The organism is Pseudonocardia sp. ICBG601, from assembly GCF_020496245.1.
Genome location: NZ_JAHLJA010000150.1, coordinates 1 through 25,748 on the forward strand (window position 1 = coordinate 1; position 25,748 = coordinate 25,748).

Annotated in this window: 23 protein-coding genes; 19 read left to right on the forward strand and 4 right to left on the reverse strand. The window is 73.6% G+C overall.

The window, feature by feature from the left end; all coding sequences use genetic code 11:
• The first annotated feature begins 76 nt into the window (after nucleotides 1-76).
• The 6 genes from KPL57_RS45875 to KPL57_RS45900 all read left to right on the forward strand — a co-directional run bounded on the left by KPL57_RS45875 (nucleotide 77) and on the right by KPL57_RS45900 (nucleotide 7,971).
• The gene (locus KPL57_RS45875) at nucleotides 77-763 is read left to right on the forward strand and encodes an aldehyde dehydrogenase family protein (protein ID WP_226356746.1); all 687 of its coding nucleotides are present in this window, start codon (nucleotides 77-79) and stop codon (nucleotides 761-763) included.
• Nucleotides 764-797: 34 nt separating this feature from the next.
• On the forward strand, nucleotides 798-2,321 hold the full coding sequence (locus KPL57_RS45880) for a class I adenylate-forming enzyme family protein (RefSeq protein WP_226349868.1): 1,524 nt from the start codon (nucleotides 798-800) through the stop codon (nucleotides 2,319-2,321).
• A gap of 113 nt (nucleotides 2,322-2,434) precedes the next feature.
• Entirely contained in the window at nucleotides 2,435-3,985 is a 1,551-nt protein-coding gene (locus KPL57_RS45885) for an aldehyde dehydrogenase family protein (RefSeq protein WP_226349867.1), read from the forward strand.
• A 94-nt stretch (nucleotides 3,986-4,079) separates the two neighbouring features.
• On the forward strand, nucleotides 4,080-5,948 hold the full coding sequence (locus KPL57_RS45890) for a molybdopterin-dependent oxidoreductase (protein ID WP_226356747.1): 1,869 nt from the start codon (nucleotides 4,080-4,082) through the stop codon (nucleotides 5,946-5,948).
• Nucleotides 5,949-5,971: 23 nt separating this feature from the next.
• Complete coding sequence (locus tag KPL57_RS45895) at nucleotides 5,972-6,346, forward strand: molybdopterin dinucleotide binding domain-containing protein (protein WP_264199405.1); 375 nt, start codon at nucleotides 5,972-5,974, stop codon at nucleotides 6,344-6,346.
• Nucleotides 6,343-7,971: a 4Fe-4S binding protein gene (locus tag KPL57_RS45900; protein WP_226356736.1), complete on the forward strand. Its 1,629-nt coding sequence runs from the start codon at nucleotides 6,343-6,345 to the stop codon at nucleotides 7,969-7,971. Before KPL57_RS45895 ends, KPL57_RS45900 begins: the two co-directional genes overlap by 4 nt.
• Before the next feature lie 73 nt (nucleotides 7,972-8,044).
• On the opposite strand, the gene KPL57_RS45905 is transcribed toward KPL57_RS45900, so the two are convergent.
• Complete coding sequence (locus tag KPL57_RS45905; protein ID WP_226356737.1) at nucleotides 8,045-8,965, reverse strand: alpha/beta fold hydrolase; 921 nt, start codon at nucleotides 8,963-8,965, stop codon at nucleotides 8,045-8,047.
• Nucleotides 8,962-9,858, reverse strand: coding sequence for an enoyl-CoA hydratase-related protein (locus tag KPL57_RS45910; protein WP_226356738.1), 897 nt, complete (start codon nucleotides 9,856-9,858; stop codon nucleotides 8,962-8,964). Before KPL57_RS45910 ends, KPL57_RS45905 begins: the two co-directional genes overlap by 4 nt.
• A 239-nt stretch (nucleotides 9,859-10,097) precedes the next feature.
• On the opposite strand from KPL57_RS45910, the gene KPL57_RS45915 reads away from it, so the two are divergent.
• The 5 genes from KPL57_RS45915 to KPL57_RS45935 are packed head-to-tail and all read left to right on the forward strand — an operon-like array spanning nucleotide 10,098 to nucleotide 14,630.
• Nucleotides 10,098-11,561 carry an aldehyde dehydrogenase gene (locus KPL57_RS45915; protein WP_226356739.1) on the forward strand — a complete coding sequence of 488 codons (1,464 nt, stop codon included), beginning with the start codon at nucleotides 10,098-10,100 and terminating at the stop codon, nucleotides 11,559-11,561.
• On the forward strand, nucleotides 11,558-12,361 hold the full coding sequence (locus KPL57_RS45920; RefSeq protein WP_226356740.1) for a crotonase/enoyl-CoA hydratase family protein: 804 nt from the start codon (nucleotides 11,558-11,560) through the stop codon (nucleotides 12,359-12,361). Before KPL57_RS45915 ends, KPL57_RS45920 begins: the two co-directional genes overlap by 4 nt.
• Nucleotides 12,361-13,578, forward strand: a complete 1,218-nt coding sequence (locus KPL57_RS45925; RefSeq protein WP_226356741.1) for a thiolase family protein — start codon at nucleotides 12,361-12,363, stop codon at nucleotides 13,576-13,578. Before KPL57_RS45920 ends, KPL57_RS45925 begins: the two co-directional genes overlap by 1 nt.
• The gene (locus KPL57_RS45930) at nucleotides 13,575-13,994 is read left to right on the forward strand and encodes a Zn-ribbon domain-containing OB-fold protein (RefSeq protein ID WP_226356742.1); all 420 of its coding nucleotides are present in this window, start codon (nucleotides 13,575-13,577) and stop codon (nucleotides 13,992-13,994) included. Before KPL57_RS45925 ends, KPL57_RS45930 begins: the two co-directional genes overlap by 4 nt.
• 36 nt (nucleotides 13,995-14,030) lie before the next feature.
• On the forward strand, nucleotides 14,031-14,630 hold the full coding sequence (locus tag KPL57_RS45935) for a TetR/AcrR family transcriptional regulator (RefSeq protein ID WP_226356743.1): 600 nt from the start codon (nucleotides 14,031-14,033) through the stop codon (nucleotides 14,628-14,630).
• Nucleotides 14,631-14,641: 11 nt separating this feature from the next.
• Here KPL57_RS45935 and KPL57_RS45940 read toward each other — a convergent pair whose 3' ends face one another.
• A complete protein-coding gene (locus KPL57_RS45940) occupies nucleotides 14,642-15,289 on the reverse strand; it encodes a TetR/AcrR family transcriptional regulator (RefSeq protein WP_226356744.1) in 648 nt (215 codons plus the stop codon).
• A 271-nt stretch (nucleotides 15,290-15,560) separates the two neighbouring features.
• Between KPL57_RS45940 and KPL57_RS45945 the strand changes: the two genes are divergently transcribed.
• The 8 genes from KPL57_RS45945 (at nucleotide 15,561) to KPL57_RS45980 (ending at nucleotide 24,986) form a co-directional block, all read left to right on the forward strand.
• Entirely contained in the window at nucleotides 15,561-17,963 is a 2,403-nt protein-coding gene (locus tag KPL57_RS45945; RefSeq protein WP_226356748.1) for a CaiB/BaiF CoA-transferase family protein, read from the forward strand.
• Nucleotides 17,964-18,080: 117 nt separating this feature from the next.
• Complete coding sequence (locus KPL57_RS45950; RefSeq protein ID WP_226356749.1) at nucleotides 18,081-19,337, forward strand: cytochrome P450; 1,257 nt, start codon at nucleotides 18,081-18,083, stop codon at nucleotides 19,335-19,337.
• 161 nt (nucleotides 19,338-19,498) lie between these two features.
• Nucleotides 19,499-19,711: a ferredoxin gene (locus tag KPL57_RS45955; RefSeq protein ID WP_226356750.1), complete on the forward strand. Its 213-nt coding sequence runs from the start codon at nucleotides 19,499-19,501 to the stop codon at nucleotides 19,709-19,711.
• 84 nt (nucleotides 19,712-19,795) lie between these two features.
• Nucleotides 19,796-20,728 (forward strand): PDR/VanB family oxidoreductase, encoded by a 933-nt coding sequence (locus KPL57_RS45960; RefSeq protein ID WP_226357475.1) that lies wholly within the window; start codon nucleotides 19,796-19,798, stop codon nucleotides 20,726-20,728.
• Between the two features lie 124 nt (nucleotides 20,729-20,852).
• Nucleotides 20,853-22,052: an aromatic ring-hydroxylating dioxygenase subunit alpha gene (locus tag KPL57_RS45965; RefSeq protein WP_226356751.1), complete on the forward strand. Its 1,200-nt coding sequence runs from the start codon at nucleotides 20,853-20,855 to the stop codon at nucleotides 22,050-22,052.
• Nucleotides 22,049-23,032: a GNAT family N-acetyltransferase gene (locus tag KPL57_RS45970; RefSeq protein WP_226356752.1), complete on the forward strand. Its 984-nt coding sequence runs from the start codon at nucleotides 22,049-22,051 to the stop codon at nucleotides 23,030-23,032. The genes KPL57_RS45965 and KPL57_RS45970 overlap by 4 nt, the downstream gene beginning before the upstream one ends.
• 22 nt (nucleotides 23,033-23,054) lie before the next feature.
• Nucleotides 23,055-23,798: a Zn-ribbon domain-containing OB-fold protein gene (locus KPL57_RS45975; protein ID WP_226356753.1), complete on the forward strand. Its 744-nt coding sequence runs from the start codon at nucleotides 23,055-23,057 to the stop codon at nucleotides 23,796-23,798.
• Nucleotides 23,799-23,810: 12 nt separating this feature from the next.
• Nucleotides 23,811-24,986 (forward strand): transporter, encoded by a 1,176-nt coding sequence (locus KPL57_RS45980; RefSeq protein WP_226356754.1) that lies wholly within the window; start codon nucleotides 23,811-23,813, stop codon nucleotides 24,984-24,986.
• A 48-nt stretch (nucleotides 24,987-25,034) separates the two neighbouring features.
• Here KPL57_RS45980 and KPL57_RS45985 read toward each other — a convergent pair whose 3' ends face one another.
• A complete protein-coding gene (locus KPL57_RS45985; protein WP_226356755.1) occupies nucleotides 25,035-25,724 on the reverse strand; it encodes a TetR family transcriptional regulator in 690 nt (229 codons plus the stop codon).
• Between the last annotated feature and the right edge of the window lie 24 nt (nucleotides 25,725-25,748).

A 25,748-nucleotide genomic window follows, 5' to 3' on the forward strand; every position in this document is an offset into this window, starting at 1 on the left:
GGCGCCAGATCGGCAGGGAGTGCGGTGGCAGCTTCAAGCGGCTGCAGCTCGAGCTCGGCGGCAAGTCGCCGCGATCGTGCTCGACGACGCCGACCTCACCACCACGATGACCGGGCTCGCCACGGGGTCGTCGTTCTTCAACACCGGCCAGGTCTGTGCCGCCTACAGCCGGGTCCTGGTCCCGGGCAACCGCTACGACGAGGTCGTCGGCGCCCTGGTCGCGACCGCCGAGTCGTTCGTGGTCGGTGACCCGTTCGACCCCGCCACCACGATGGGCCCACTGGTGTCGAAGCGGCAGCAGGAACGGGTGCTGGGCTACATCGAGACCGGCCGGGCCGAGGGGGCCACCGTGGCCACCGGCGGTGGCGTGCCGGCCGGCATGGACACGGGGGCCTACATCCAGCCCACCGTCTTCACCGGGGTCGAGAACGGGATGCGGATCGCCCAGGAGGAGATCTTCGGGCCGGTCGCGTCGGTCATCCGGTACGACACGCTCGACGAGGCGATCGCGATCGCGAACGACTCGGAGTACGGCCTGCACGGCGCCGTCTTCACCGCGGACCCGGAGCGGGCCGCGCACGTCGCGCGCCGGGTCCGGACGGGCACGTTCAGCGTCAACTCCTTCACCTACAACACCGAGGCGCCGTTCGGCGGGATGAAGTGCTCGGGGGTCGGTCGCGACACCGGTCCGGAGGCCATCGACTCCTACTACGAGCTGAAGGCCGTGAACCTCACCGAGGAGACGGCGCCGCTCTTCTCCTGACCCACCCGTCCACCACGACTCCTGGAGAACGATCGTGAGCGGTACCGTCGTCGATGCCCTGACCTGGTGGGCCCGCACCGTCCCGCACCATCCCGTCATCGACTTCGACGGCGACGTCGTCACCTACGCCGAGCTGGACTCGTGGTCGGACGGGGTCGCGACCGGGCTGCGCGAGCGCGGGATCGGGCGCGGTGACCGCGTCGGGATCGTGGGGGCGAACAGCCTCGAGTGGTGCGTGGCCGCCGTCGCCGCCTGGAAGACCGGTGCGGTGGCCTGCGGCTTCAACCAGCGGTTCCGGGCCGGTGAGCTGGCTGCACTCGTCTCCCTGTGCGAGCCGGCCGCGGTGTTCGGTGCCACCGAGCAGCTCGACGTGCTGCACGAGGTGCGCGACTCGGGCGCGGAGTTCACCGTGCTCGACCTCGGGGAGGTCGTCGGTGCGGCGCGTGGCGTCGCCCATCCGCCGGTGGGGGCCTTCGACGCCGACCCGGACGACCCCACGGCCATCGTGTTCACCAGCGGGACGACCGGCACCCCCAAGGGGGTGGTGTTCACCCACCGCACGATCGCCGGGGTCGTGCACGAGTGGTCGCTCGGCGAGCCGGTGGCACCGAACGACCTGCGCGTGCTGCTCGTCCTGCCGATGTTCACCGCGGCGGGGGTGATCTGGGGGCTCGCGCGCAGCGTCGTGCAGGGCGGCACGATGCACCTGCAGCCGCGGTTCGACCCGCCCCGGGCGCTGGAGGTCCTGCGCGACGCCCGGATCACCACCTTCACCGGCCCGCCGATCCTGTTCGAACAGGTGGCCGGGGTCGCCGGTTTCGCCGACACCCGCCTGGACCACCTCACGACGGCCTGGGTCGGTGGTGCGCGGGTCCCGGTCCCGCTGCTGGAGCGGTGGCGTCCCCGGGGTGTGGCGCTGCGCCAGATCTACGGTCAGACCGAGATCGGCGGAACGGCCACGGCCATGTCCGCCGAGGGGGCCGCACGGCACCCGGACCGGTGCGGCTGGGGCGGCCCCCTCACCCGGGTACGGGTCGTGGACCTGGAGGGGCGGGACTGCGCACCCGGTGAGGTCGGCGAGATCCTCCTGCGCGGTCCCGGGATGTTCCCCGGCTACTGGCGCAACGAGGAGGCGACCGAGCAGGCCCTGCGGGGCGGCTGGCTGCACACCGGAGACCTCGGCACGCTCGACGAGCAGGGGCTGCTCGCCTACGTGGACCGGATCGGCGAGATGATCAACTCCGGCGGCCTGAAGATCTCCCCGGCGGAGCTCGAGACGGTCATCGCCCAGGTGCCGGGGGTCGGGGAGGTCGCGGTCGTGCCCGTGCCCGACGCGAAGTTCGGCGAGACGCCGGCGGCGGTCGTGTGCGCCGACGGCGAGCTCGACCCGGCCGGTCTGGTGGCGTTCTGCAACGAGCGGCTGGCCGACTACAAGGTGCCCCGGTACGTGATCGCGCACGACGGCCCGTTGCCGCGCATGGCCAGCGGCAAGATCGCCAAGCGGGACCTGCGGGCGGCCTACGCCGACGCGCCCGCGCGGTTTCCCCGGGTGCGCTGAACGACCCGTGTCGCGACAGGTGTCGAGTCGTTACAGATGACGTAATCTGTCTCATCGATACCGAGCTGGGTGCCGCGGGCAGCCGGCCGAGGACACGGACTCGAAGGAGAGCCATGAGCGCGACGACCGAGCGGGACCCCCGGTCCACCGCCCACGCGGGTGCCGAGCGCGAGGTGCGGTGCCCGGCCGACGGCCGGGTCGTCGGCACCGTCTCGTGGCAGGGCGCCGACGACGTCGTCGCCGTGGCCCGGGACCTGCGTGCGGCGCAGCCCGCGTGGGAGGCACTCGGGCCGCGGGAGCGCAGCCGGCACCTGCGGCGCTGGCTGGACTGGCTGCTCGACAACGAGCGGCGGGTGATCGGCCTCGTCCAGGCCGAGACCGGCAAGTCGTGGTCCGACAGCGCGGTCGAGATGCAGGTGGCCGTCGACGTCATCAACTACTTCACCGGCAACGCGGAGAGGTTCCTGGCCGACCGCAGGGTCGCCCCGGCGGGTCTCCCCAACAAGGTCCGCCGGCTGCGGGTCCGCCACCGCCCCTACCAGCTCGTCGGGCTCATCACGCCGTGGAACGGCCCGCTCGCCGGGCCCATGATGGACGTGGTGGGCGCCCTGGTCGCCGGCGCCGCGGTGCTGAGCAAGCCCTCCGAGGTCACCCCGCTCACCTGGGCCGCCGCGGTCGAGGGGTGGAACGAGATCGGCGGGCCCCCGGTCCTGGCGTGCGTCATCGGCGACGGCACCGTGGGAGCCGCGGTCGTCGAGCAGGTGGACATGGTCATGTTCACCGGGTCCGTGGCCACCGGGCGGCGGATCGCGGCCCGGGCGGGCGAGCGGCTCATCCCGTGCAGCCTGGAGCTGGGCGGGAAGGACCCGATGATCGTGCTCGCCGACGCCGACCTCGAACGTGCCGCGGGCGGTGCGGTGTGGGGCGCGATGATGAACGGTGGCCAGGCCTGCATCTCGGTCGAGCGGGTCTACGTCGAGGCTCCTGTCCACGACGAGTTCGTCGCGAAGGTCGTCGAGAAGGTCCGCGCGATCCGCCAGGGCATGGACGCCCCCGGGGCCTTCGCCACCGAGATCGGCTCGATGGTGACCCCCGCCCAGCTGGAGGTCGTCGAGCGGCACGTCGCCGACGCCGTCGCCAAGGGCGCGCGGGTGCTCGTCGGTGGGCGGCGCGGAGCGGGGGAGGGCAGCTACTTCGAACCGACCGTGCTGGTCGACGTGGACCACTCGATGGACTGCATGCGCGAGGAGACCTTCGGCCCGACCCTGCCGATCATGAAGGTCGCCGACGAGCACGAGGCGCTGCGGATGGCCAACGACTCCGACTTCGGGCTGTCGTCCAGCCTGTGGACCCGGGACCGGCGCCGGGCGGACCGGCTCTCCCGGCTCATCGAGGCCGGGTCGGTCTCGATCAACAACGCACTCGTCGCCGTGTTCCAGATGCCGGTCCCGATGGGCGGCTGGAAGCAGTCCGGGCTCGGCACCCGCTTCGGCGGCGCCGAGGGCGTCCTGAAGTACTGCCGGCGCCAGTCGGTCGTCTCGGAACGCATCGAGCTCACGGCCGAGCTCAACTGGTTCCCGGTCGTGCCGGCCCGTTCGGAGCTGATGGGCAGGATCGTGCGGTTCCTCGGGGCCCACGACTGGAAGCGCCGCCTGGGGCGGTGAACCCGTGCTGCCGGGTGGTCGCGCGGCGACCACCCGGCAGCACGGAGGCCGCGGACCGTGCACGGGACCGGCCCGACGACAGGGGGGACCCTTCATGTCTCATGCTGGAACGGCGGCGACGCCGGTCGACCCGACCGGCCACCGTCCTCGGATTTGTCCGCTCTGCGAGGCGACCTGTGGCCTGCTCGTCGAGTTCGACGGCCGGCTCGCGCGCTCGGTCCGGCCGAACCCGCACGACCGGTTCAGCCACGGGTACGCCTGTGCCAAGGGGCTGGGGCTCGCCCGCCTCGACGGTGATCCGGACCGGCTGACCGTCCCCCTGGTCCGGCGCGACGGCCGGCTGCGGGAGACGAGCTGGGAGGAGGCCTTCGCCGAGATCGGGCGGCGGCTGCCGCCACTGGTCGCGGAGGACCCGCAGTCGGTGGCCGTCTACACCGGCAACCCCGCGGCCCACCACCTGGACCACACCCTGTACCTGCCCGCGTTGCTCGGCGCCATCGGCTCCCGCAACCTGTTCTCGCCGGCCAGCATGGACACGTGGCCGAAGAACCTGGTGACGGCGCTGCTGTACGGCACCGGGATCGGGATGTCGCTCCCCGACATCGACCGCACCGACCATCTGCTGCTTCTGGGCAGCAACCCGGTTGTCTCCAACGGCAGCACCGTCTGCGCCCCCGGGTTCGCCCGGCGGCTGGACGACCTGCGCGGGCGCGGCGGCACCCTGACCGTGGTCGACCCCGCACGGACCCGTACCGCCGAGATGGCCGACCGGCACCTGGCGATCCGGCCGGGCACCGATGCGCACCTGCTCATGGCGTTGCTGTCGGTCATCGACGCGCGGGGACTGGCCGACCCCGGCCCGGCCGGGGCCCACGTCGACGGCCTCGACGAGGTCCTGGCCCTCGCCCGCCCGTTCACCCCCGAGCGGGTGGCGCCGGTGTGCGGCGTCGGGGCGCGGGAGATCGAGGACCTCGCGATCGGGTTCGCGACGGCACCCGCGGCGGTGGCGCACTCCCGGATCGGCACCTGCACACAGGAGTACGGGTCCCTGGCCAACTGGCTGGTGGAGGTCCTGAACATCGCCACCGGCCGGCTCGACGTGCCCGGCGGGGCCATGTTCGCGACACCGCCGGCCGGTGGCCCGACGACCTGGCCGGGTGGTCCCGCCCGGCCGCAGTCCGGCCGCTGGCGGTCACGGGTCCGCGGGCTCCCCGAGATGCTCGGCGAGCTGTCCGTCGCCTGCCTGGCCGAGGAGATCCTCACTCCCGGCCCCGGGCAGGTCCGGGCGCTCATCACGATCGCCGGGAACCCCGCACGCAGCGTCCCCCGGAGTGCGGAGGTGGAGCGGGCGCTGCGCGAGGTCGGGTTCCTGCTCTGCCTCGACACCTACCTGAACGAGACGACCCGGCACGCCGACGTCGTCCTGCCGGCGCCGCACATGTTCGCGCACGGTCACATGGACCTGACCCTCAACCACTTCCAGATCCGCACCGTGGCGCGCTACAGCCCGCCGGCGCTGGACCCGGCCCCCGGGGAGATGCCCGAGTGGCACCAGGTGCTGAGGATCGCCGCGATCGTGCGTGGCACGCCGGACCTCGCGATCGAGACCATGGACGACGAGATCGCGGCCCAGGCCGCCCGGCGGGCCGGACGGCTGTGCGGCATCGGGGCCGAGGACGTGCTCGCGGCGGTGGCCCCGCGCCGCGGACCGGAGCGGCTGGTCGACATGCGGGTGCGCAGCGGGCCCTTCGGGGACCGGTTCGGAGCCGAGGCCGACGGGCTCACCCTCGCGCGCCTGGAGACCACACCGGACGGCGTCGACCTCGGGCCGCTCGAGCCACGGTTGCCGGACGTGCTGCGGACCCCGGGCTCGCGGGTCGACGTCGCCCCGCGGTGCTCACCGGCGACGTGCCCCGGCTGTGGCAGAGCCTCCGCACCGTCCCCGCCACCGAGCTCCGCCTGATCAACCGACGGCAGCACCGCGGCATGAACTCGTGGCTGCACAACGCCCTGCCCCATCGCGACGACGGGCCCGGTGGCCTGATGATGCACCCGGCCGACGCGTCCCGCCTCGGCCTCGTGCACGGCGAACCGGTGCAGGTCGGGACCGGGTCCGGCACCGTCGTGGCCGAGCTGCGCGTGAGCGGGGACATCCGGCCGGGCGTGGTGAGCCTGCCGCACGGGTGGGGCCACACCGGCGAGGGGCTGCGGATGACCCGGGCGGCCGCGGCCCCCGGCGCGAACGTCAACCGGCTCGTCGACGACCGGCAGCTCGAACCGCTCACCGGGACGCCCGTCTTCAACGGCGTGCCCGTCACCGTGCGGTCCGCCGGGATCGCCGCCCCGGAGGGCGACCGATGACCCACGTGATCACCCGGACCTGCTGCAACGACGCGGCGTGCGTGGAGGTGTGCCCGGTCGACTGCATCCGGCCCCGTCCCGGCGACCCGGGGTTCAGCACGGCCGAGAACCTCTACATCGACCCGTCCTCGTGCATCGACTGCGGCGCGTGCGCGGAGGTCTGCCCGGTCGGCGCGATCGTCACCGACCGGGTGCTCGACGACGCGGGCCGGGCCGGCATGGCCCTGGCCGAGTCGTGGTTCGCTCAGGTGCACCCGCCCCGCCTGCCCGGTCGTGTGCCGGCCCGGACGACGCCCCGGCCGGCGGGCGGACTGCGCGTCGCCGTCGTCGGCACCGGCCCGTCCGGCTACTACGCGGCCCAGGAACTGCTGGAGCGCACGGCGGGCGAGGTGCAGGTGTCGATGTTCGACCGGCTGCCGGTCCCCGGCGGGCTCGTCCGCTACGGGGTCGCGCCGGACCACGGCGCCACCAGGACCTTCGGCGACGGGATGGAGCGCCTGCTGCGCCGTCCACAGGTCCGGCTCCACCTGAACGTCGAGGTGGGGCCGCACGTCTCCGCGGCGGAGCTGCTCGACCGGCACCACGCGGTGGTGCACGCGGTCGGTGCGGCGGGGGAGCGGCGCCTCGGCATCCCCGGCGAGGACCTGCCCGGGAGCCACTCGGCCCGCGACCTCGTCCACTGGTACAACGGCCATCCCGATCACGCCGGGTGGGCCCCGTCGCTGGACACGACGCGTGCGGTCGTGATCGGCAACGGCAACGTCGCGCTCGACCTCGCCCGCATGCTCGTGACCGACCCCGAGGAGCTCGCGACCACCGACATCGCGCCCCCCGCTCTGCACGCCCTGCGCCGCAGCCGGATCCGGGAGGTGCAGGTGGTGGGACGACGGGACCCGGCGCGGGGTGCGTTCAGCACCCCGGAGCTGCTGGGCCTGGACCGCATCGGTGGTGTGCAGGTCCTCGTCGCGGACTCCGAGGCGGTGTCCGGGCCCGCGCCGGAGTTCGCCGCACGGACGAAGGCCAAGGTCGTCGCCCGGTTCGCCGGGCGGGTCGCGGACCCCGCACGCCGCCGCATCGTGCTGCGGTTCGGGCGCACCCCGCGCGAGATCCTGGGCGGGGACGGGGTGCGCGCGGTCCGGTTCGGCACCGCGGACGGCGGGACGGAGGACGTGGAGTGCGGCCTGGTGCTGCGGGCCACCGGGTTCCGCGGCGTCCCGGTGGCGGGTCTGCCCTTCGACGACGAGCGGTCCGCCGTCCCCCACGAGGCGGGCCGGGTCCTGGCCGGCCCCGTGGGCCCGGTGGTGGCGGGCCACTACGTGACGGGCTGGATCAAGCGCGGCCCGTCCGGGGTGATCGGCACCAACCGGACGTGCGCCGCCGAGACCGTCGGCTCGCTGCTCGCCGACCACGCGGCGGGCGGGCTCGTCGATCCCGCGCCGACCGCGGCCGAGGACCTCGACCGGCTGCTCGCGGCCCGCAGGCCGGAGCGGATCGGCCTCGCCGGGTGGCGGGCGATCGACCGCGCCGAGCGGCTCGGCGGGCGCGGGGCCGGCGCCCCGCGCCGCAGGATCGTCACGGTGGAGGGCCTGCTCGCCGCGGCCCGTGCGGAGCCCGGTCACCGGTGACCCGGTCCGTCCGGTGTGGACGGTCCGGGTCGTGCCCCGGTGGTCCCGCGGCGGGTGGCGCCGGGGGCCGTCGCTAGGGCCGCTCCGGCCCGGCCGCGCGGCCGTCGGCGTCCTCCGCGACGTGGCGCAGGAACGCGAGCAGGTTCCCGGTGAAGACGTCGTTGTCGTCGCCCGCGACCATGTGCCCGGTGCCCTCGACCTCGAGGTACCAGGCCGACGGCACCAGCTCCAGGAACTCGCGGGCGCCGTCCCGGCTGACCACGTCGGACCCCGTCCCGCGCACCAGCATCGTCGGCACCCGCAGGCTGCGTGCGGCGTCCACGGCCCTGCGCTCGTTGAGGTCCAGGGTCTCCGGGGCAGTCTGCCGTTCGGCCACCATCCGGGGATCCCAGTGCCAGTACCAGCGGCCGTCCCGGCGGCGCAGGTTCTTCCGCAGACCGGCGGGGTCGCGCGGCCGGGGACGGTGCGGGTTGTAGGCGGCGACGGCGTCGGCCACGGCCTCGAGCGAGGCGAACCCGTCGTGTCCGGCCCGCATGAACCGGGCCACCGCGGAGGTGCCGGTCCGCTCGGTCCGCGGCGTCACGTCCACCAGGACGAGCCCGCGCGCCAGCCCGGGGTCCTCGCCGAGGGCGAGCAGGGACGTCATCCCGCCCAGTGAGGCACCGACCAGGACCGGTGGCTCGCCGAGCCGTTCGACGGCGGCACGCAGGTCGCGGACGTGGGCGTCGAGCAGATAGTCGCCGTCCGGTGCCCACCCGCTCTCGCCGTGTCCACGCAGGTCCAGCGACAGCACCGCCCAGCCCGTCCCGGTCAGCCGACGCGCCGTCCGCCGCCAGGAGTGCCGGGTCTGGCCGCCGCCGTGCAGGAGCAGCGCGGCGCCGCGCCGGTCCCGGCCGCTCGGTGCCCGGAGGTCGCCGACCAGCACGATGCCGTCGCTCTCGATACGGACCACGGTGTCGTCCGGCTCGTTGCGGACGTCGGTGGAGGCGCTCACCGGGTGCCTCCCGCGGTCGCCGAGGGCCATTCGGGTACCAGGTGCATCCGGTCGTCGACCCGGTCCGGGAAGCGGGCGGGCCGCTTCTCGAGGAACGACGAGACGCCCTCGGCGACGTCACCACCGCGGCCCAGCTCGTCGATCACCAGGGTCTCCAGCCGGTGCGCCTCCCACGGGTCCGCGGCCCCGAGCATGCCCCAGAGCAGCCTGCGGGACAGCCCGACCGAGGCGGCTGAGGTGTTGTCGGCGATCTCGGCCGCCAGCGCGAGCGCCACGTCGAGGAGCTCCGCCCCGGGCACGACGCAGGAGACCAGGCCACCCGCGAGTGCCTCGTCGGCGCCGAACACACGCCCGGTGCTCACCCACTCCATCGCACGGGAGATGCCGACGATGCGCGGCAGGAACCAGGTCGACGCGGCTTCCGGGACGAGGCCGCGACGGGCGAACACGAAGCCGAAGCGCGCGCTGTCGGACGCGATCCGCACGTCGGACGGGAGGGTCATGGTGGCCCCGACCCCGACGGCGGCCCCGTTGACGGCGCTGATGACCGGTTTGCGCGAGGCGGCGATCCGCAGCGCGACGACGCCCCCCAGATCCCGGGCCACACCGTCGATCGTGCCGTGTCCGGTGGCCGCGTCCGGCGGGCCGAAGGCGAAGGTGTCGGTGCCCCGTCCCAGGTCGGCCCCGGCGCAGAACCCGCGCCCGGCCCCGGTGAGCACCACGACGCGGACGGCGTCGTCGGCGTCGGCCCGGTCGAGGGCACCGACCAGCTCGGCGGCCATCGTGGAGGTGAACGCGTTCATCCGGTCCGGCCGGTCGAGCGTGATCACCGCCGTGGCGTCACTCCGGTCGTACCGGATCTGCGTGGTGTGCGCGGTGTCGGTCGTCGTCATGGCCTTCCTCCGGCTGTCGTGGCCCGTGCCGGGCGAGTCGAACGGTTACGACGGTGTCGGTGGCCCGAGCCAAACCATAAGGCTGTAGGTTTTCTACCGCGCGGCACGGCGGTCCGGTAGGGGCGGTGCCGCTCAACATGGTGAGACATATGACGTTGAGTGTCGCAGAGACCGGCAGATAGCGTCCGGCACTCCGGACGCGATGCGGCGCCCCCGGGGCGCGGAAGGAGACGCGGTTCGTGACGAACGATCTCGCCGGGACCGTCGAGCGGAGCTCGTTCTTCGTCGGCGGTCGGTGGCGCCCGCCGGCGGGGACCGAGCGCGTGGACGTGTTCGAGGCCGCCACCGGCTCCCCGTTCGGCGTCGCCGCCCTGGCCGGCACCGCCGACGTCGACGCCGCCGTGGCCGCCGCGTCCGACGCGCTGCACGGCCCCTGGGGCCGTGCGACCGGCGCCGAGCGGGCCGCGACGATGCGTCGGCTCGGAGTCGCGCTGACGGCCCGCGGCAAGGACACCGCCGCGCTCGTCAGCCGGGAGAACGGGATGCCCCGGTCGCTGTCGATCGGCGCGAACGGGTTCGCCCCGCCGATGATGCTCGACTACTACGCGGGCCTGGCCGAGCAGCTCGACGTCGACGACCTCCGCTCGGGGACGCTGGCCCGGGTCCGTGTGCGGCGCGGGCCGGTCGGTGTCGTCGCCGCGGTCACCCCCTGGAACTACCCGCAGGCGCTCGCGGCCATGAAGATCGCCCCGGCGCTGGCCGCGGGCTGCACCGTCGTGCTCAAGCCGGCACCCGAGACCGCGCTCGACGCCTACGTGTGGGCCGAGGCGGCCCTCGAGGCCGGCCTGCCCGACGGCGTGCTGAACATCGTGCCGGGTGGCCGCGAGGCGGGGGCGCACCTGGTCGCGCACCCCGGCGTCGACAAGGTCGCCTTCACCGGGTCCACGGCCGCGGGCCGGGCGATCGGCGAGGTCTGCGGACGGCTACTGCGGCCGGTCACGCTGGAGCTCGGCGGCAAGTCCGCGGCGCTGCTGGCCGAGGACGCCGACCTGGACGCGTTCCTGGCCGCGTTGCCCGAGGTGTCGCTGGCCAACAACGGCCAGACCTGTCACGCGTGCACCCGCATCCTCGCCCCCCGCCACCGCTACCGGGAGATCGTCGACGCGATCACCGACACCGTGCGCTCCCTGCCGGTGGGCGACCCGCTGGACCGCGACACCCGGATCGGGCCGCTGGTCAGCGGCGCGCAGCGCGACCGGGTGCTCGGGCTCGTGGCGGCCGGCCGCGCCGCCGGTGCCCGCGCCACCACCGGTGGTGGTGTCCCGGAGGGCCGCGAGCGGGGCTGGTTCGTCGAGCCGACGGTGTTCGCGGACCTCGACAACGACGCCGCGATCGCCCGGGAGGAGATCTTCGGCCCCGTGCTGTGCGTCCTGCCCTACGACGGCGAGGACGACGCGGTCCGGATCGCCAACGACTCCGAGTACGGCCTCGGCGGCACCGTCTGGACCACCGACCCGGGACGGGGACAGGCGCTCGCGGACCGGATCCGGTCCGGCACGGTCGGCGTCAACCACTACGCGCTCGACGTGCTCGGGCCCTTCGGCGGGATCAAGGCGAGCGGTCTCGGCCGGGAGCTGGGCCCCGAGGGACTGTCGCCCTACGTCGCCCTCAAGTCCGTCTACCTCACCCCGGAGAGCCGATGACCGCCACCGAGAACGTCGAGCAGGCCGCGGCACTCTACGAGCGTCGCGGGCACATCGGCCTGATCACCCTCAACCGTCCGCGTGCGATGAACGCGGTCAACGCCGACCTGTCGGCCGCCGCGGGCGACGCGCTCGCGGCCGCCGCCGTCGACGACGAGGTGCGGGCGATCGTGATCACCGGGGCCGGCCGCGGCTTCTGCGCCGGTGCCGACCTCAAGGAGGTCGCGCGCGGACGGAGGATCGACGACCGCGACCACCCGGAACGCGGTTTCGCCGGCCTCGTCCGGCAGTGGGTCGACAAGCCCACCATCGCCGCGGTGAACGGCTTCGCGCTGGGCGGGGGCACCGAGATCGTCCTGGCCTGCGACCTCGCGGTCATCGACGAGACCGCGTCGCTGGGGCTCCCGGAGGTCACCCGCGGTCTCGTCGCGGCCGCCGGCGGGGTCATCCGGCTCGCCCGGCAGATCCCGCAGAAAGTCGCGCTCGAGGCCGTGCTCACCGGGGAGCCGATCAGCGCCGCACGCGCCCACGAGCTCGGTCTGGTGAACCGGGTCGCGCCCGCGGGCACCGCGCTGGAGGTGGCGCTGGCGACGGCCGGGGTCGTCGCCGGCAACGCGCCGCTGTCGGTGCGGCACAGCAAGCGCGTCGTGCACCGGTCGCGCGACGCCGGCTCGGACTGGGACGACGCGGCCTGGGCGCTCAGCGACGAGGCGATGACGACGGTCTTCGGCAGCCGGGACGCCCGTGAGGGGCCGACCGCGTTCGCCGAGAAGCGCGCCCCCCGCTGGGAGGGGCGCTGATGACGGGCGCCGCGATCGCCGGTCTCGGTCTGACCGAGATGGGCAGGGTCTACGGCCGCTCCTCCACCTCGCTCGCCGCCGAGGCGGTGCGCACCGCGGTCGCGGACGCCGGCCTCGGACTCGCCGACCTCGACGGACTGCTGGTCAGCTCCGGGATCAAGCAGGACGTGGGTGTGGGGCTCGCCGCCGTGCTCGGCCTGCACGAGCTGTCGGTGCTGAACCAGGTGAACGCGTTCGGTGCCACGGCGGGCGTCATGGTGGCGCAGGCGGCCCAGGCGATCGCGGCCGGTGCGGCCACGACGGTGGCGTGCGTGTTCGCGGACAGCCCGCTCCGGCCGAAGGAGTCGGCCGGGTCGAGCTACGGCAACCCGGGCCGGCGGTCCGGCGGCGGCGCGGCCGTGCGCGGACTCGCGGGGTGGTCGGTGGCCTCGGGTGCGACCAACCCCACCATCCTCTACGCGATGTGCGCCCAGCGGCACATGTCGCGCTACGGCACCACCTCCGAGCAGCTCGGCGAGATCGCGGTCGCGCAGCGGGCGTGGGCACGGCACAACCCGCTGGCGCAGATGCGTGACCCGATCACTCTCGACGACCACCGGGACTCGCGGTGGATCGCCGAGCCGCTGCACCTGCTCGACTGCTGCCTGGTCAGCAACGGCGCCGTCGCGGTCGTGGTCACTTCGGCCGACCGTGCGGCCGACCTGGCCCGGCCCCCGGTGCACCTGTGGGGTCACGGCCAGGCGCACGCACCCCGCCGGATGCAGGCGGGATCGGAGTGGGGCCTGGTCACCCCGGCCGCCCGGTCGGGGCCGCAGGCGATGGCCATGGCGGGGATCGGCGTCGACGACGTCGACGTCGCCGAGATCTACGACTGCTACACCTTCACCGTGCTGGTGACCCTGGAGGACTACGGGTTCTGCGCCAAGGGCGAGGGCGGCGGTTTCGTCTCGGGCGGCCGGCTGGCACCGGGCGGGTCGCTGGCCTGCAACACCGGAGGCGGCCAGCTGTCGTCGTACTACATGTGGGGTTTCACCCCGTTGTCGGAGGCGGTCGTCCAGGCCCGCGGAGCCGGCGGCGCGCGACAGGCACCACGCAACGACGTCGTCCTCGTCAGCGGGAACGGCGGCATCCTCGAGCACCACTCCACGCTGGTGCTCAGCCCGCACCGCCGGGACAGCGGTCCGGCACGGACCCACGGTGGGAGGAGCCCGCGATGACGAGGTTCCCGAAGGTCGAGCGCGACCCGGCGACCGCAGCCTTCTACGACGCCGCCGCGCGGGGGGAGCTGCTCGTGCAGCGGGGGCCGTCCGGCACCGTCCTGCCCCCGGAGGCGCGCACCGACCCCTCGGACGGTTCGGCCGATCTCACCGGGACCGGGGTCTCCGGGGACGCCACGCTGGTGAGCTGGGCCGTCGTCCACCGGGCCCCGCTCCCCGTGCTCGCGGAAGCGGTCCCGTACGTGAGCGCGGTCGTCGAGCTCACGGAGGGCCCGTGGCTGGTCGTCCGGCTGGTCGGGGACACCGGCGCGCTGCGGGTCGGGGACGCGCTGCGGGCACGCTTCGTGGTGTCGGGCGGACCCGACGACCCGGGGGAGACGTTGCCGGTGTTCGAGAAGGTCGGTCCGGGCCGCTAGGCTCGTCGCGAGGTGGAACGATCCGGGAGGTCACGGGTGGCACGGGGACGAGGTCCGTTCGCGGGTGGGCCGGAGCAGGCCAGGACCCGCCTGGTGGCCGCGGCCGAGGAGTGCTTCCTCGACTACGGCGTCCGCCGGACCACGATGGACGACGTCGCCCGCCGGGCCGGGGTGTCGCGCCCGACGGTCTACCGCTACTTCTCCGACCGGGACGCGCTGATCGTCGAGGTGGTCACCCGCCGGGCCCGGAGCTTCGGTGTCCGCGCCCGCGAGTACATCTCCGGCCGTCCCGACTTCCCGGCGAAGATCGTCGACGGGCTGGGCTACCTGGTCCGCGGCGGCAGGCGGGACCCGATCCTGCGCGCCCTGCTCCAGCCGGACAACCTCAGCGCGACCAGCGGCATCCTGACCGCGGGGAAGGTCGCCGAGCAGCTGACCCTCGAGGTCTGGGAGCCCATCCTGGTGGCCGCCCAGGAGGCGGGCGAGATGCGGGCGGACATCGACCCGCGCGAGCTCTGCGGGGTCATGGCCGACCTGGAGTTCATGATGATCGGCCGCGAGGACCTCTTCGCGCCGGGCGGGCCGGGGGTACGGGAGCTCGTGGGCGACTTCCTGCTGCCCTCCCTCGTGGCCTGAGGCGCCCGCGGTCAGCCGGCTACGGGCACCTCGGCGCGGATCCCGGCCCGGTGGAGGGCGGGCGCGACGTAGGTGCGCAGCAGCGCACGCCGATCGTCGTCGGTGACCGACGGCCGGCTCAGCCGGCTGAGCAGCACGAGCTCGATGAAGGTGAGCCAGGTGCAGAAGTCGGCGACGTCGAGCTCGGCGCGGACCTCGCCGTCCTCCTGCGCCTGTCGCAGGATCGGGGCCCACAGCTCGGTGGTGAGGGTGACCGGGAGCCGGGCGGCGTCCGGGTGGTCCTGCATCCCGTCCATGAACTCCAGGCTCACCAGCTGCTGCACCAGGGGGTCGCGGCTACCCGCGTCGACCAGGAAGAGCATGCCGTCGACGAGCTTGTCGTCGATCCGGCCGCGGGTGTCGATGAACCGCCGGGCCCGGTCGAGCAGATCGCGCGCCCGTGAAAGCAGCACCCCGAGGACGAGGTCGTCGCGGTTGGCGTAGTGCCGGTAGACGGTCGGACGGGAGACCCCTGCCTCCCGGGCGATGTCGTCCATCGTCGCCTTGGTGATGCCGAGCCGCAGGTAGCACGCCTCCGCCGCGAGCAGGATCGCCGTCGCGGGGTCGGAGACCCGGTTGCGGGGCGCCTGACGTCGGCCACCGCTCGGGGTTCTCGACATGTCACCTCATTCTCCTGCGATCGGTCGTCAGGATACACCGGCGACCGGGACCGGCCGGGGAACGTCGGGCCGCGCGCGGCGTCCGGTGGTCCGTCCGGTCCCGTGCCGGGTCCGCCGTCCTCCGGATCGATCGTGACACGCGAGACGAAGAACGGGAATTGTCGCCCGTAGTGACAGCGACCACCGACAGCGCGCGACAGCTAACCTACGATGTGTAGGTAAGGAGTGATCGGGCCGCGACGAGGCGGCGACGACCGAAGGGATGCAGGGCGTGAGCGGTACGACCACCCAGCACGACATCCTCCCGCTGGCCGGGATGCGCGTCATCGACCTGGCGGAGGGGGCGGGGGAGGGCTGCGGCCGGTTCCTGGCCGACCTGGGCGCCGACGTCCTGCGGATCGAGCGGCCGGGCGGGTCGCCCGGCCGCGCCGACCCCATCGGCTTCGGTCTGGGCAACGCCAACAAGCGGAGTGCGGTGCTGGACCTCGACGGGGCCGACGGGGCCGGGCGGTTGCTCGCCGCGGTGGCGGGTGCCGACCTGCTGATCGAGTCGTTCCGGACGGCGGAGGCGCAGGCCCGCGGACTGACCCCGGAACGGCTCCTCGAGGCCAACCCGGAGCTCGTCGTCGTCTCGATCACCGACTTCGGGCGGACCGGGCCCTACCGTGACCGTCTCGCCGACGAGGACGTCCTCGCCGCGGCGGGCGGCGTGCTGTGCCGCTCGGGCAGGCCCGGCCACGTTCCGCTGCTCCCGCCCGAGGGGGTCGTGGGCCAGGTCGTCGGTGTGCACGCTGCGTGGGCGGCGCTCGTCGCCTACGTCAAGCGGCTCCGTACCGGCCGGGGCGAGCACGTCGACGTGTCCGCGCACGAGGCCGTGGTGCACGGCGTCGACCCGGCGTTCGGTGCCCAGGGGACCGCCGCGGCCGGCCGGGCCGAGAGCTTCCCGCGTGACCGTCCGGACGCCGCGGACTTCTACCCTGTCTTCCCCTGCGCCGACGGGCACGTCCGGATCTGCCTGCTCGCGACCCGGCAGTGGCGCGCGATGTTCGGCTGGCTCGGCGAGCCCGCCGAGTTCGCCGATCCCCGGTTCGACGCCATCCCGGCCCGCTTCGCCGCGGCCGGGCGGCTGCACCCGCTGATCGCCGCCCTGTTCGCCGGCCGCAGCCGTGACGAGCTGGTCGCGGAGGGCACCGCACGCGGCATCCCGATCGCCGGGATGCTCGACGCCGACGAGGTGCTCGCCGCCGATCACTTCCGCGAGAGCGGTTCCCTGGTCGACGCCGAGCTGGGCGACGGGCTGCGGGCCCGGGTGCCGTCCGGCTACGTCACCGTCGACGGCGTGCGTGCGGGTCTGCGCGCCCCCGTGCCCGCGCCCGGCACCGACACCCTCGGTTTCGCTCCGGCGCCCGTGCGTGATCTCGGCCTGCCCGGGCAGGCCGAGGGCGAGCGGCCGCTGGCCGGGCTGCGGGTGCTGGACCTGGGGATCATCGTGTTCGGCGCCGAGCTGGGACGGCTGTTCGCCGACCAGGGCGCCGACGTGATCAAGATCGAGAACAGCGCCTTCCCGGACGGGCTGCGGCAGACCCGCAAGGGGGGCGGGATGAACCCGTCGTTCGCCTGGGCGCAGCGCAACAAGCGCGGGCTCGGGCTCGACCTGCGCAGCGCCGAGGGCAGCGGGCTGTTCCGGGACCTGGTGGCCCGCGCCGACGTGGTGCTGGCGAACTTCAAGCCCGGCACTCTGGAGTCGCTGGGCTTCTCCCACGCGGAGCTCGCCGCGGTCAACCCGCGCATCGTCGTGTCCGACAGCAGTGCGTTCGGCTCGCGCGGCCCGTGGCGCGGACGGATGGGCTACGGCCCGCTCGTGCGGGCGGCCTGTGGCCTCTCCGAGCTGTGGCGTGACCCCGCTGCCGACCCGTCGGCGCCCGAGGCGTTCTGCGACGGCTCCACGGTCTACCCCGACCACGTCGCCGCCCACGTCACCGCGGTGGCGGTGCTGGCCGCCGTGATCGGGCGGTCCCGCACCGGCCGGGGTGCCGCGGTCGACACCGCCCAGGCCGACGCCGCGCTCATGGCGCTCGGCCCGACCCTGGCCCGGGCCTCGTTGCGTCCCGGCACGGAGACGGCCGAGGGCAACGCGCGTCGCGGCAGGGCGCCCGCCGGGGTCTTCCCCTGCGCCGGCGACGACGAGTGGTGCGTGGTGTCGGTCGCCGACGACGTCCGGTGGCGGCGCCTGGTCGCCGCCACGGGTCTGCCCGACGACCCGGACCTGCGGACGGCGGCGGGCCGGCTCGCGCGCCGGTCCGAGATCGAACAGGCGCTGGGCCGCTGGACGGCCGAGCGCAGCCCGGACGAGGTCACCCGCGTCCTGCAGGACGCGGGTGTCCCGGCCGCGGGGATGCTGCGCCTGCCCGACGAGCTGACCGATCCCCAGCTCGTGGCCCGCGAGGCGTTCGGGGTCCTGGAGCACGCGCAGCTGTCCGTCCCGGTGCCCACGGGCGCACGCATCGCGCGGTTCTCCTCGGTGCCCGACCCGGAGCTGCGGCCCGCGCCGATGCCGGGTGAGCACACCCGCGAGATCTGTGCCGAGGTGCTCGGATCGGGTGCGGACGAGATCGACGGGCTGGTCGCCGCGGGCGTGCTCCAGGCGCCCGTCGAGGCGCCGGCGGACCGGTAGGAGCCCGGTCACCCGCTTCGGGGGTCGACGACATCTCCCCGTGTCTCTACGTTACCTTGAGACAACTTCCGTCGTTTGTCATGTTGCGTGTCACCGTCGACCGAACAGGAGCGACCCATGACCACCACGAAGGCCGAGCTCGAGCCCAGCCTCGTCGTCGATTTCGACATCTACGACCCCTCCCTCACGATGCCCGTCGACCGGATGCAGGAGAAGGCGGCCGAGCTGGCCGCCATCGGACCCATCGTCTGGTCCACCACCCACGGCGGGCACTGGCTCGTCACCTCCTACGAGCACGTCCACGCGATCCTGCGCGACCCGCAGACGTTCTCCAGCCACCCGAACAACCTCGTCGACGCCGGGCAGGGCAAGTTCCTGCCGATCGAGCTGGACCCGCCGGAGCACACCTCGTACCGGCAGGCGCTGCAGCCGCTGTTCAGTCCGAACCGGATGCGGCAGCTGGAGCCGCGCATCCGCGAGATCGTCGTCGAGCTCCTCGCCTCGTTCCAGGCCGACGGGAAGGTCGAGTTCGTCGAGAAGTTCGCCCACGAGCTGCCGACGCAGGTGTTCCTGGCCCTGATGGGCTGGCCGCTCGAGGACGCGGGCCTGTTCACCGAGGCGACCGAGATCGCCCTGAACGGACGCCCGGGCGACACCCCCGAGCAGGCCAACGAGTCGCGGACCGCGGCGGCGTACGAGATGTTCGGCTACTTCATGAAGGTCATCGCGGGCCGGCGGGCGGCGATGGAGGCCGGTGAGGCCTCGGCCGACGACGTCACGAACGCCATCATCGCCACCTCCATCACCGACGTCGACGGCGTCGAGCGCCCCCTCACCGACGACGAGCTGGCCCGGATGTTCTTCCTGCTGCTCATCGCGGGTCTGCACACCACGCAGGGGTCGTTGGCGTGGATGATGCTGCACCTGTCGCAGAACACCGAGGAGCGCGACAAGATCATCGACGATCCGGCCGCCGTGCCGGCCGCGGTCGAGGAGATCCTGCGTTTCGAGGCGGCGGTCGCGATGGGCCGCAGGGCTCTGGAGGACACCACCGTCGGTGGGGTCACCGTCCGGGCGGGCGACCAGCTGCTGCTGCTCCTCTGTGCCGCGAACCGGGACGAGCAGGAGTTCGAGGAGCCCGCGACGCTGGACGTCGAGCGGACGCCGAACCGGCACCTGACGTTCGGGTCCGGCCCCCACCGGTGCATCGGCTCGCACCTGGCCCGGCTGATGCTGACGATCGCCGCCGAGGAGATCCACCAGCGGATCCCGGACTACCGCCTCGACCCGGAGGACCCCCCGGTGGTCCTGCCGAGCCAGGTCCGGGGATTCGCCCGGTTGTCACTGCGGTTCACGCCGGTCACCACGGGCTGAGCGCCCGCACGGCCGGGTGCCGCGGGCGGGACCGGGCCGTACGGGCCGCGCCCGCCCGCGACCGTGGCGGCGCGCCCGGTCCTCCCGTCGCGGGAGGCCGGGGCGCCGGTGCCCGGGACGCGGCGGCGGACGGCCGCACGGTGTACGAGGAGGAGGACGAGATGGACCAGCATCTGACGGTGGACCGCACGGCGTGCGCCGGACACGGTCTCTGCTACAGCACGGCGCCCGCGCTCGTCGACTGCGACGACCAGGGTGACCCGGTCGTGCCGGCCGGTCCGGTGCCCGAGGAGCAGCTGCGCGACGCGCGGCGTGTGATCGACATGTGCCCCGAGCGGGCACTGGCGCTGCAGGCGGTATCCCAGCCGGCGTGACCGGCGGGCCGTCCGCGGCTCCGTGACGAGGAAGGTGGCATCGAGGTGGGACGGTCGGACGCGGCATCCGCGGAGACCCTGGAGATGGAGGTCGCCGAGCGCGAGCCGGTCGCCGACGGCGTCGTACGGCTCACGCTGCGGCGCCCGGACTCCGCGCCGTTGCCGGTGTGGGAGCCGGGCGCGCACCTGGACCTGCACCTCGGTGCGGACCTGGTCCGGCAGTACTCGCTGTGCGGTGACCCGGCCGACCGCACCGCCTTCCAGGTCGCGGTCCTGCGCGAGCAGGACGGCCGCGGTGGCTCCGCGCACGTGCACGACGTGCTGGAGAAGGGGACGGTCCTGACCGTCCAGGGCCCGCGCAACAACTTCGCCCTGGCCGGGTCGGACGAGTACCTGTTCGTCGCCGGCGGGATCGGCATCACCCCGATCCTGCCGATGGTCGCCGCGGCGGAACGCGCCGGCGCGCGGTGGCGGCTGGTGTACGGCGGCCGGGCCCGCGGCTCCATGGCGTTCGTCGACGGACTGGTGGACCGCTACGGGGACCGCGTGGACGTGGTCCCGCAGGACGAACGCGGCCTGCTCGACCTGGACGGTCTGCTCGGTGTGCCGCGCGACGGCGTGCTGGTCTACTGCTGCGGGCCCGAGCCGTTGCTGGCGGCCGTGGAACAGCGGTGCTCCGCCTGGCCGCCGGGTGCGCTGCACCTGGAGCGGTTCTCGCCGAAGGAGGTCGCCGAGCCGGGCACCGGGGCGACGACGTTCGAGGTCGAGTTCGCCGGGTCCGGCGTGACGGTCGAGGTGCCGCCGGGGGTGAGCATCGTCGACGCCGCGGCGGAGGCCGGGGTCGAGATCGAGACCTCGTGCCGCGAGGGGGTCTGCGGCACGTGCGAGTCCGCCGTGCTGGAGGGGGTCCCGGACCACCGGGACTCGGTACTCACCCCGGACGAGCAGGCGGCCAACGACGTGATGTTCCCGTGCGTGTCGCGGTGCCTGTCCGGGCGTCTGGTGCTCGACCGCTGAGCGACTCCCGGCGGCGACGCCGGGCCGGAGCGTGGACTCCCGCCCAAAACCTTAAGGCTGTAGGATAATGACCGGACCAGTTCTCGATCCGCGACGTCTGCTGTCGCGGGAGCAGGAGGCGACAGTGGCGACCGACCAGAACGGGGCCAGTGCCCGGCAGGCGGATGAGCTCGTCGCCCGCAACGATCGGATCCGGCGGGCGCTCGACCACATCCGCAACGACAGCACCGACGAGTTCGACGGCGTCTCCTCGTTCACGGCGGAGGAGTTCACCGACCCGGAGATCGCCCGGCGGGAGCGCGACGCGGTCTTCGGCACCGTGCCCTCGATCGTGTGCCACGGCAGCGAGATCCCCGAGCCGAACGACTTCATCACCCTGCAGATGCCGCGCAACAACGTGATCGTGGTGCGGCAGAAGGACCGCTCGGTGAAGGCCTTCGTGAACCTCTGCCGGCACCGCGGAGCGTTGCTGGAGGAGCAGGAGAAGGGCCGCTGCCGGCTGTTCTCCTGCGGCTACCACCGGTGGTCCTACGACACCGACGGCTCGCTGCGCGCGATCACCCGCGACAACACCTTCGGCACGATCGACCGTTCCCGGTACGGCCTGATCGAGCTGCCGACCGAGGAGCGCCACGGGTTCGTCTGGATGATCGACGACGCGGACGCCCGGATCGACGTCGCCGCGTGGCTGGGTGCGGAGATGGACGGCATCCTCGCCGGCTACGGCATGGACAAGCTGGTCTCGGCACAGGCCGAGGGCTTCGACGAGCCGGTCAACTGGAAGATCATGCAGGACGCGTTCCTGGACGGGTACCACATCCAGTACGCACACCCGAACACCGCGGCCAAGCACATCCACACCAACGTCATGGCCGCCGAGGACTTCGGTCGGCACGCGCGCTTCATCGCGCCGCGCAAGACGATCGACAAGTACCTCGAGGAGCCCCCGGCGCCCGACGAGGATCTCTCGCCCTACATCACCGAGACCCACTTCCTCCTGCCGAACAGCACCCTGCTGCGCCAGCCCGACCACTTCGAGCTGCTCACCTTCCGGCCGCACCCCACCGACCCGGGCCGGTGCCGGATGGAGATGCGGCTCGTCGTGCCCACGATCGAGGACTCGGGCATGACCGAGGAGCGCTGGCACAAGATCTGGGACAAGAACTGGAAGATCCTGCTGGCCGTGCTGCACCAGGAGGACTTCCCGCTGCTGCGCAGCTCCCAGCGGGGCATGACCAGCGCCGACGCCGGCGGGATGCTGCTGGGGCGCAACGAGATCATCAACCAGATCTTCCACCGTGAGCTGCGGAAGCTGGTCTCGTGATCGATGTCGAGTGGTACCGGCCCGACGGCCCGGGCCTCGCCCCCGACGTCGAGGCGGAGCTGCGGGAGATGCTCGTCGAGGCGGCGGAGGCCGACGCGGAGGCGGGCTTCCCCCGCCTGTCGGTCGACGACCCGGTGGAACCGGGCACGTCGTACCTGCTGATCTGGCTGCTGCCCGACGAGCGGTCCGGGCGCACCGTGCCACTGGTGCCGAGCCTGGCGGGATTCCTGCGCGTCGAGCCCCTGCGCGACGAGGACGCCGGGACCGGCGAGGTCTCCTACGTCGTGCGGCCCGCGTACCGCTCGCGGGGCATCACCACCCTGCTGATCGAGAAGATCGGGCTGGAGCTCGGGACCCCCGACGGCTGGCAGGGCACCGGTGTGTCCCGCCTGCGGGTCTGGGCCCGGGCCAACCACCCGGCCGCGCTGCGGATGGCGCTGCGGTTCCGCCGCTACGGGATCCGCACCGCGCTGCGCGAGTGGCAGATGCTCGCACCGGTGCGGATCGGCAGGGAGGTCGATCCCGGTGCCGAGTCCCGCGGACCGGACGTGCACGAGGTCACCGCGGGCGCCGGGCGCGCGGCCGCCGCCGAGCTGTGGACGGCGTCCGGGCGCAGGCACGCCCCGCCGGACCGCTGGGTGCTGCTGGTCGGCGGCCCGGACGAGCGGCCCGACGGCGCGGTCTGGATCGACCCGGACTCCGCCGAGCCCACCGAGTACGGCACCGCGGGCCGCCTGGTGGCCGTGGTGACCCGGGACGGTCGTGCGGACCGTGAGTCGGACCCGTTGGTGCGTGCGCTGCTGGTGGCCGGGCTGGAACACCTGCGCGACGCCGGTCTGCGGGTCGGCGCCGCCACGATCGACTCGGAGGACCGCTCGCTCGTGCACGAGGCACGGACCCTCGGGTTCATGCACGACCAGACCGACGTCCAGTACACCGTCGAGAACCGGACTGCCGAGCCCCGGCCGGCGGCCCGATGAACCCGCCGGAGGCGGCACACCGATGACCGACACACGATTCCCCGACGTCCCCACGGACCTGGCCGAGGTGGTGGAACGCCACGGCCGGGCCGTCGCCGCCGGCGAGAACGACGTGGTCCTGGCCGACTTCCGGCGTGACCGGATCGGCCAGCTGCTCGCCTCGGCGCGACCGCCGGACCGCATGAACGCATCCGAGCTGCTGTCGATCGAGCCCGGCCCGGACGAGCTCTACACCGCACACATCCGCTACACCGGCGCCGGCGGTGACCAGGCGGTCTTCCGGTCCCGCTGGATCGAGATCGACGGCACGTGGCTGGTCACCCAGGTGCGGAACGTGCCGGACACACCGCCGGTCACGCCCTTCGCCGAGCCGTCCGAGGACGGTCTCGACACCCCGCACTGGGAAGGGCTCGCCGCCGGCGAGCTCCGGATCCAGCACTGTCCGGCCTGCGACGAGTGGATCTGGTCCCCGCGCCCGATCTGCCCCGCCTGCCACCACGGCGAGCTGGAGTGGCCGTCGGTCGAACCCGTGGGAACGATCTACGGCTGGACCCGGACGTGGCAGGCGTTCCACCCCTCCGTCACCGGGCACCTGCCCTATGTGGTCGTGGCCGTGGAGCTGCCCGCCGCGGGCAACCGCCGGGTCGTCGGAGTGCTGCTCGACGGTGACGGCGCCGACGTGCACGTCGGCCTGCACGTGAAGGCCGAGTTCGACAGCGCTCCGGATCCGGCGACACCGCCGTTGCTGCGCTGGCGCCTGTCCTAGGAACGGAGAAACATGACGACACCCGATCGGTTCCGCGGCGCCACCGCCGTGGTGGGAGCGGCGAACACGGCGTTCCACAAGCGGGGCACGGCGACGTCGACCTCACTCGAGCTGACACTGCGGGCGATCATCGACGCAGCGACGGACGCGGGTATCGACGCGCACGACATCGACGGCTTCGTCTCCTACGCGAACGACGACAACGAGGGACTCGCCGTCGGTGCGGCCCTGGGCGTCAAGGAGATCCGCTGGTCGAGCATGGTCTGGGGCGGCGGGGGCGGCGGGGTCGCCGCAGCGGTGAACGCCGCGGCCGCCGCCGTCGCGTCCGGCCAGGCCGAGACCGTCTGCGTCTACCGGGGCATCTCGGAGGCCGACGCCGGGCGGCAGAGCTACAGCAAGGGGCACATCGGTCCGCTCTACGGGGCGCACGGGGTGTTCGCGCCCGCGCAGATCTGTGCGCTGCGGACCCAGCGGATGATCGAGGTCGACGGCGTCCCGCGTGACGCGCTCAAGGCACTCGTCGCGGCGTCGTACCACCACGCCCAGAACAACCCCGCCGCCGTGGCCTACGGCAAGCCGCTCACCCCCGAGGTGTACGACGACTCCCGCATGATCTCCGAGCCCCTGCGGCTCTACGACTGCTCCCGGGAGAACGACGCCGCCGGAGCGGTGATCGTGACCAGCGCGGCCCGGGCCCGCGGTCTGCGGCAGAAGCCGGCGTTCGTCCTGTCCGGTGTGCAGGGCGCCGGACCGTCCTGGACCGAGTCGGTCGAGAACGAGAACCCCTACACCAGCGCCGGGTTCCATCCCGCACTGGTGTCGAGGCTCTGGGAGGGAGCGGGCCTGAAGCCGGGCGAGGTCGACGTGACCCAGGTCTACGAGAACTTCTCCGGGCCCGCCGTCGCCTCCCTGATCGACGTCGGTCTGGTCCCTCCCGGTGCGGAGGCGGGCCGGGTGATGCAGGTGGAGAACCTGGTCGCCCCGACGGGCCGGCTGCCGGTGAACACCGCAGGCGGCAACCTCGCCGAGGGATTCGTGCACGGGTTCGGCCTGATCGTCGAGGCGGTCCGCCAGATCCGGGGGACCTCACCGAACCCGGTCCCGGGAGCGGAGGTCTCCCTCCTGCTCGGTGGGCCGATGGCACCGTTGGTCAGCGCGACGGTGTTCGGGTCCGAGTCCACCCTCTGAGTGGACGGAGCCTCGCTCCTCGTCGCACATGGGCGAGGAGCGGGGCTCTCACGATGCCGCGGTCGACGGGAGGTCTGAGACCTTCCCTCCCGGGGCGCGCGCCGGTGCGGGGGCGTCGACCGGCAGCTCGGGCACCGCCCCGCGCAGGAAGCTGCGGATGGTCTCGGCGAAGGTCTCCTCGGCGGAGAGCCCGTTGTGCGCCACCGCGTCCGCGAGCGTCGGTTCGGTCCCGGGGTCGGCCGTCCCGAACAGCTCGCGTGCCTCACCGGGCTCCTTCGCGGCCTCGGTGATGGCGGCGCCGAGGGTCAGCTTGTCCAGGCCGTCGAGGACGAGCACACACCGGTCGACGGGCACGCCGAGCTCCACCAGCGTCCGTGCGCTCTGCTCGTAGGTGCGGATCAGCACGTCGCGGGGCATGAAGCTGAGCAGCAGCGGCGCGGCGTTGCGGTGCCGGAGCACGGCGTCGCGGAAGTTCATGCTGAGCGCGACGAACCACTCGATCCAGTTCGGCGTCTGCCGTGAGTCCGGCATCCGGGTCTCCACGACGATCGCCCGCGCGACGCCCCGCAGGATCTCCGCCTTGTCGGCGAAGTGGTGGTAGAGCGAGGGGGCGCGGACGTTCAGCTCTCGGGCGAGTCGCGGCAGGCTGAACGCGTCCAGGCCCTCCGCGTCGATGAGCCGCAGCGACGTCGTGATCACGACGTCGTACCTGATCAGCGGGCTGGCCGGACGGGGCATCGGGCCATTATCGCGCCCATGGTC

Excerpts from the sequence above, each read along its gene's own strand:
- KPL57_RS45885 (WP_226349867.1), top strand. The coding sequence starts at position 2,435 with ATGAGCGCGACGACCGAGCGGGACCCCCGGTCCACCGCCCACGCGGGT.
- KPL57_RS45890 (WP_226356747.1), top strand. The coding sequence starts at position 4,080 with ATGTCTCATGCTGGAACGGCGGCGACGCCGGTCGACCCGACCGGCCAC.
- KPL57_RS45895 (WP_264199405.1), top strand. The coding sequence starts at position 5,972 with ATGAACTCGTGGCTGCACAACGCCCTGCCCCATCGCGACGACGGGCCC.
- KPL57_RS45900 (WP_226356736.1), top strand. The coding sequence starts at position 6,343 with ATGACCCACGTGATCACCCGGACCTGCTGCAACGACGCGGCGTGCGTG.
- KPL57_RS45910 (WP_226356738.1), bottom strand. The coding sequence starts at position 9,858 with ATGACGACGACCGACACCGCGCACACCACGCAGATCCGGTACGACCGG.
- KPL57_RS45920 (WP_226356740.1), top strand. The coding sequence starts at position 11,558 with ATGACCGCCACCGAGAACGTCGAGCAGGCCGCGGCACTCTACGAGCGT.
- KPL57_RS45925 (WP_226356741.1), top strand. The coding sequence starts at position 12,361 with ATGACGGGCGCCGCGATCGCCGGTCTCGGTCTGACCGAGATGGGCAGG.
- KPL57_RS45930 (WP_226356742.1), top strand. The coding sequence starts at position 13,575 with ATGACGAGGTTCCCGAAGGTCGAGCGCGACCCGGCGACCGCAGCCTTC.
- KPL57_RS45940 (WP_226356744.1), bottom strand. The coding sequence starts at position 15,289 with ATGTCGAGAACCCCGAGCGGTGGCCGACGTCAGGCGCCCCGCAACCGG.
- KPL57_RS45950 (WP_226356749.1), top strand. The coding sequence starts at position 18,081 with ATGACCACCACGAAGGCCGAGCTCGAGCCCAGCCTCGTCGTCGATTTC.
- KPL57_RS45955 (WP_226356750.1), top strand. The coding sequence starts at position 19,499 with ATGGACCAGCATCTGACGGTGGACCGCACGGCGTGCGCCGGACACGGT.
- KPL57_RS45960 (WP_226357475.1), top strand. The coding sequence starts at position 19,796 with ATGGAGGTCGCCGAGCGCGAGCCGGTCGCCGACGGCGTCGTACGGCTC.
- KPL57_RS45975 (WP_226356753.1), top strand. The coding sequence starts at position 23,055 with ATGACCGACACACGATTCCCCGACGTCCCCACGGACCTGGCCGAGGTG.
- KPL57_RS45980 (WP_226356754.1), top strand. The coding sequence starts at position 23,811 with ATGACGACACCCGATCGGTTCCGCGGCGCCACCGCCGTGGTGGGAGCG.
- KPL57_RS45985 (WP_226356755.1), bottom strand. The coding sequence starts at position 25,724 with ATGCCCCGTCCGGCCAGCCCGCTGATCAGGTACGACGTCGTGATCACG.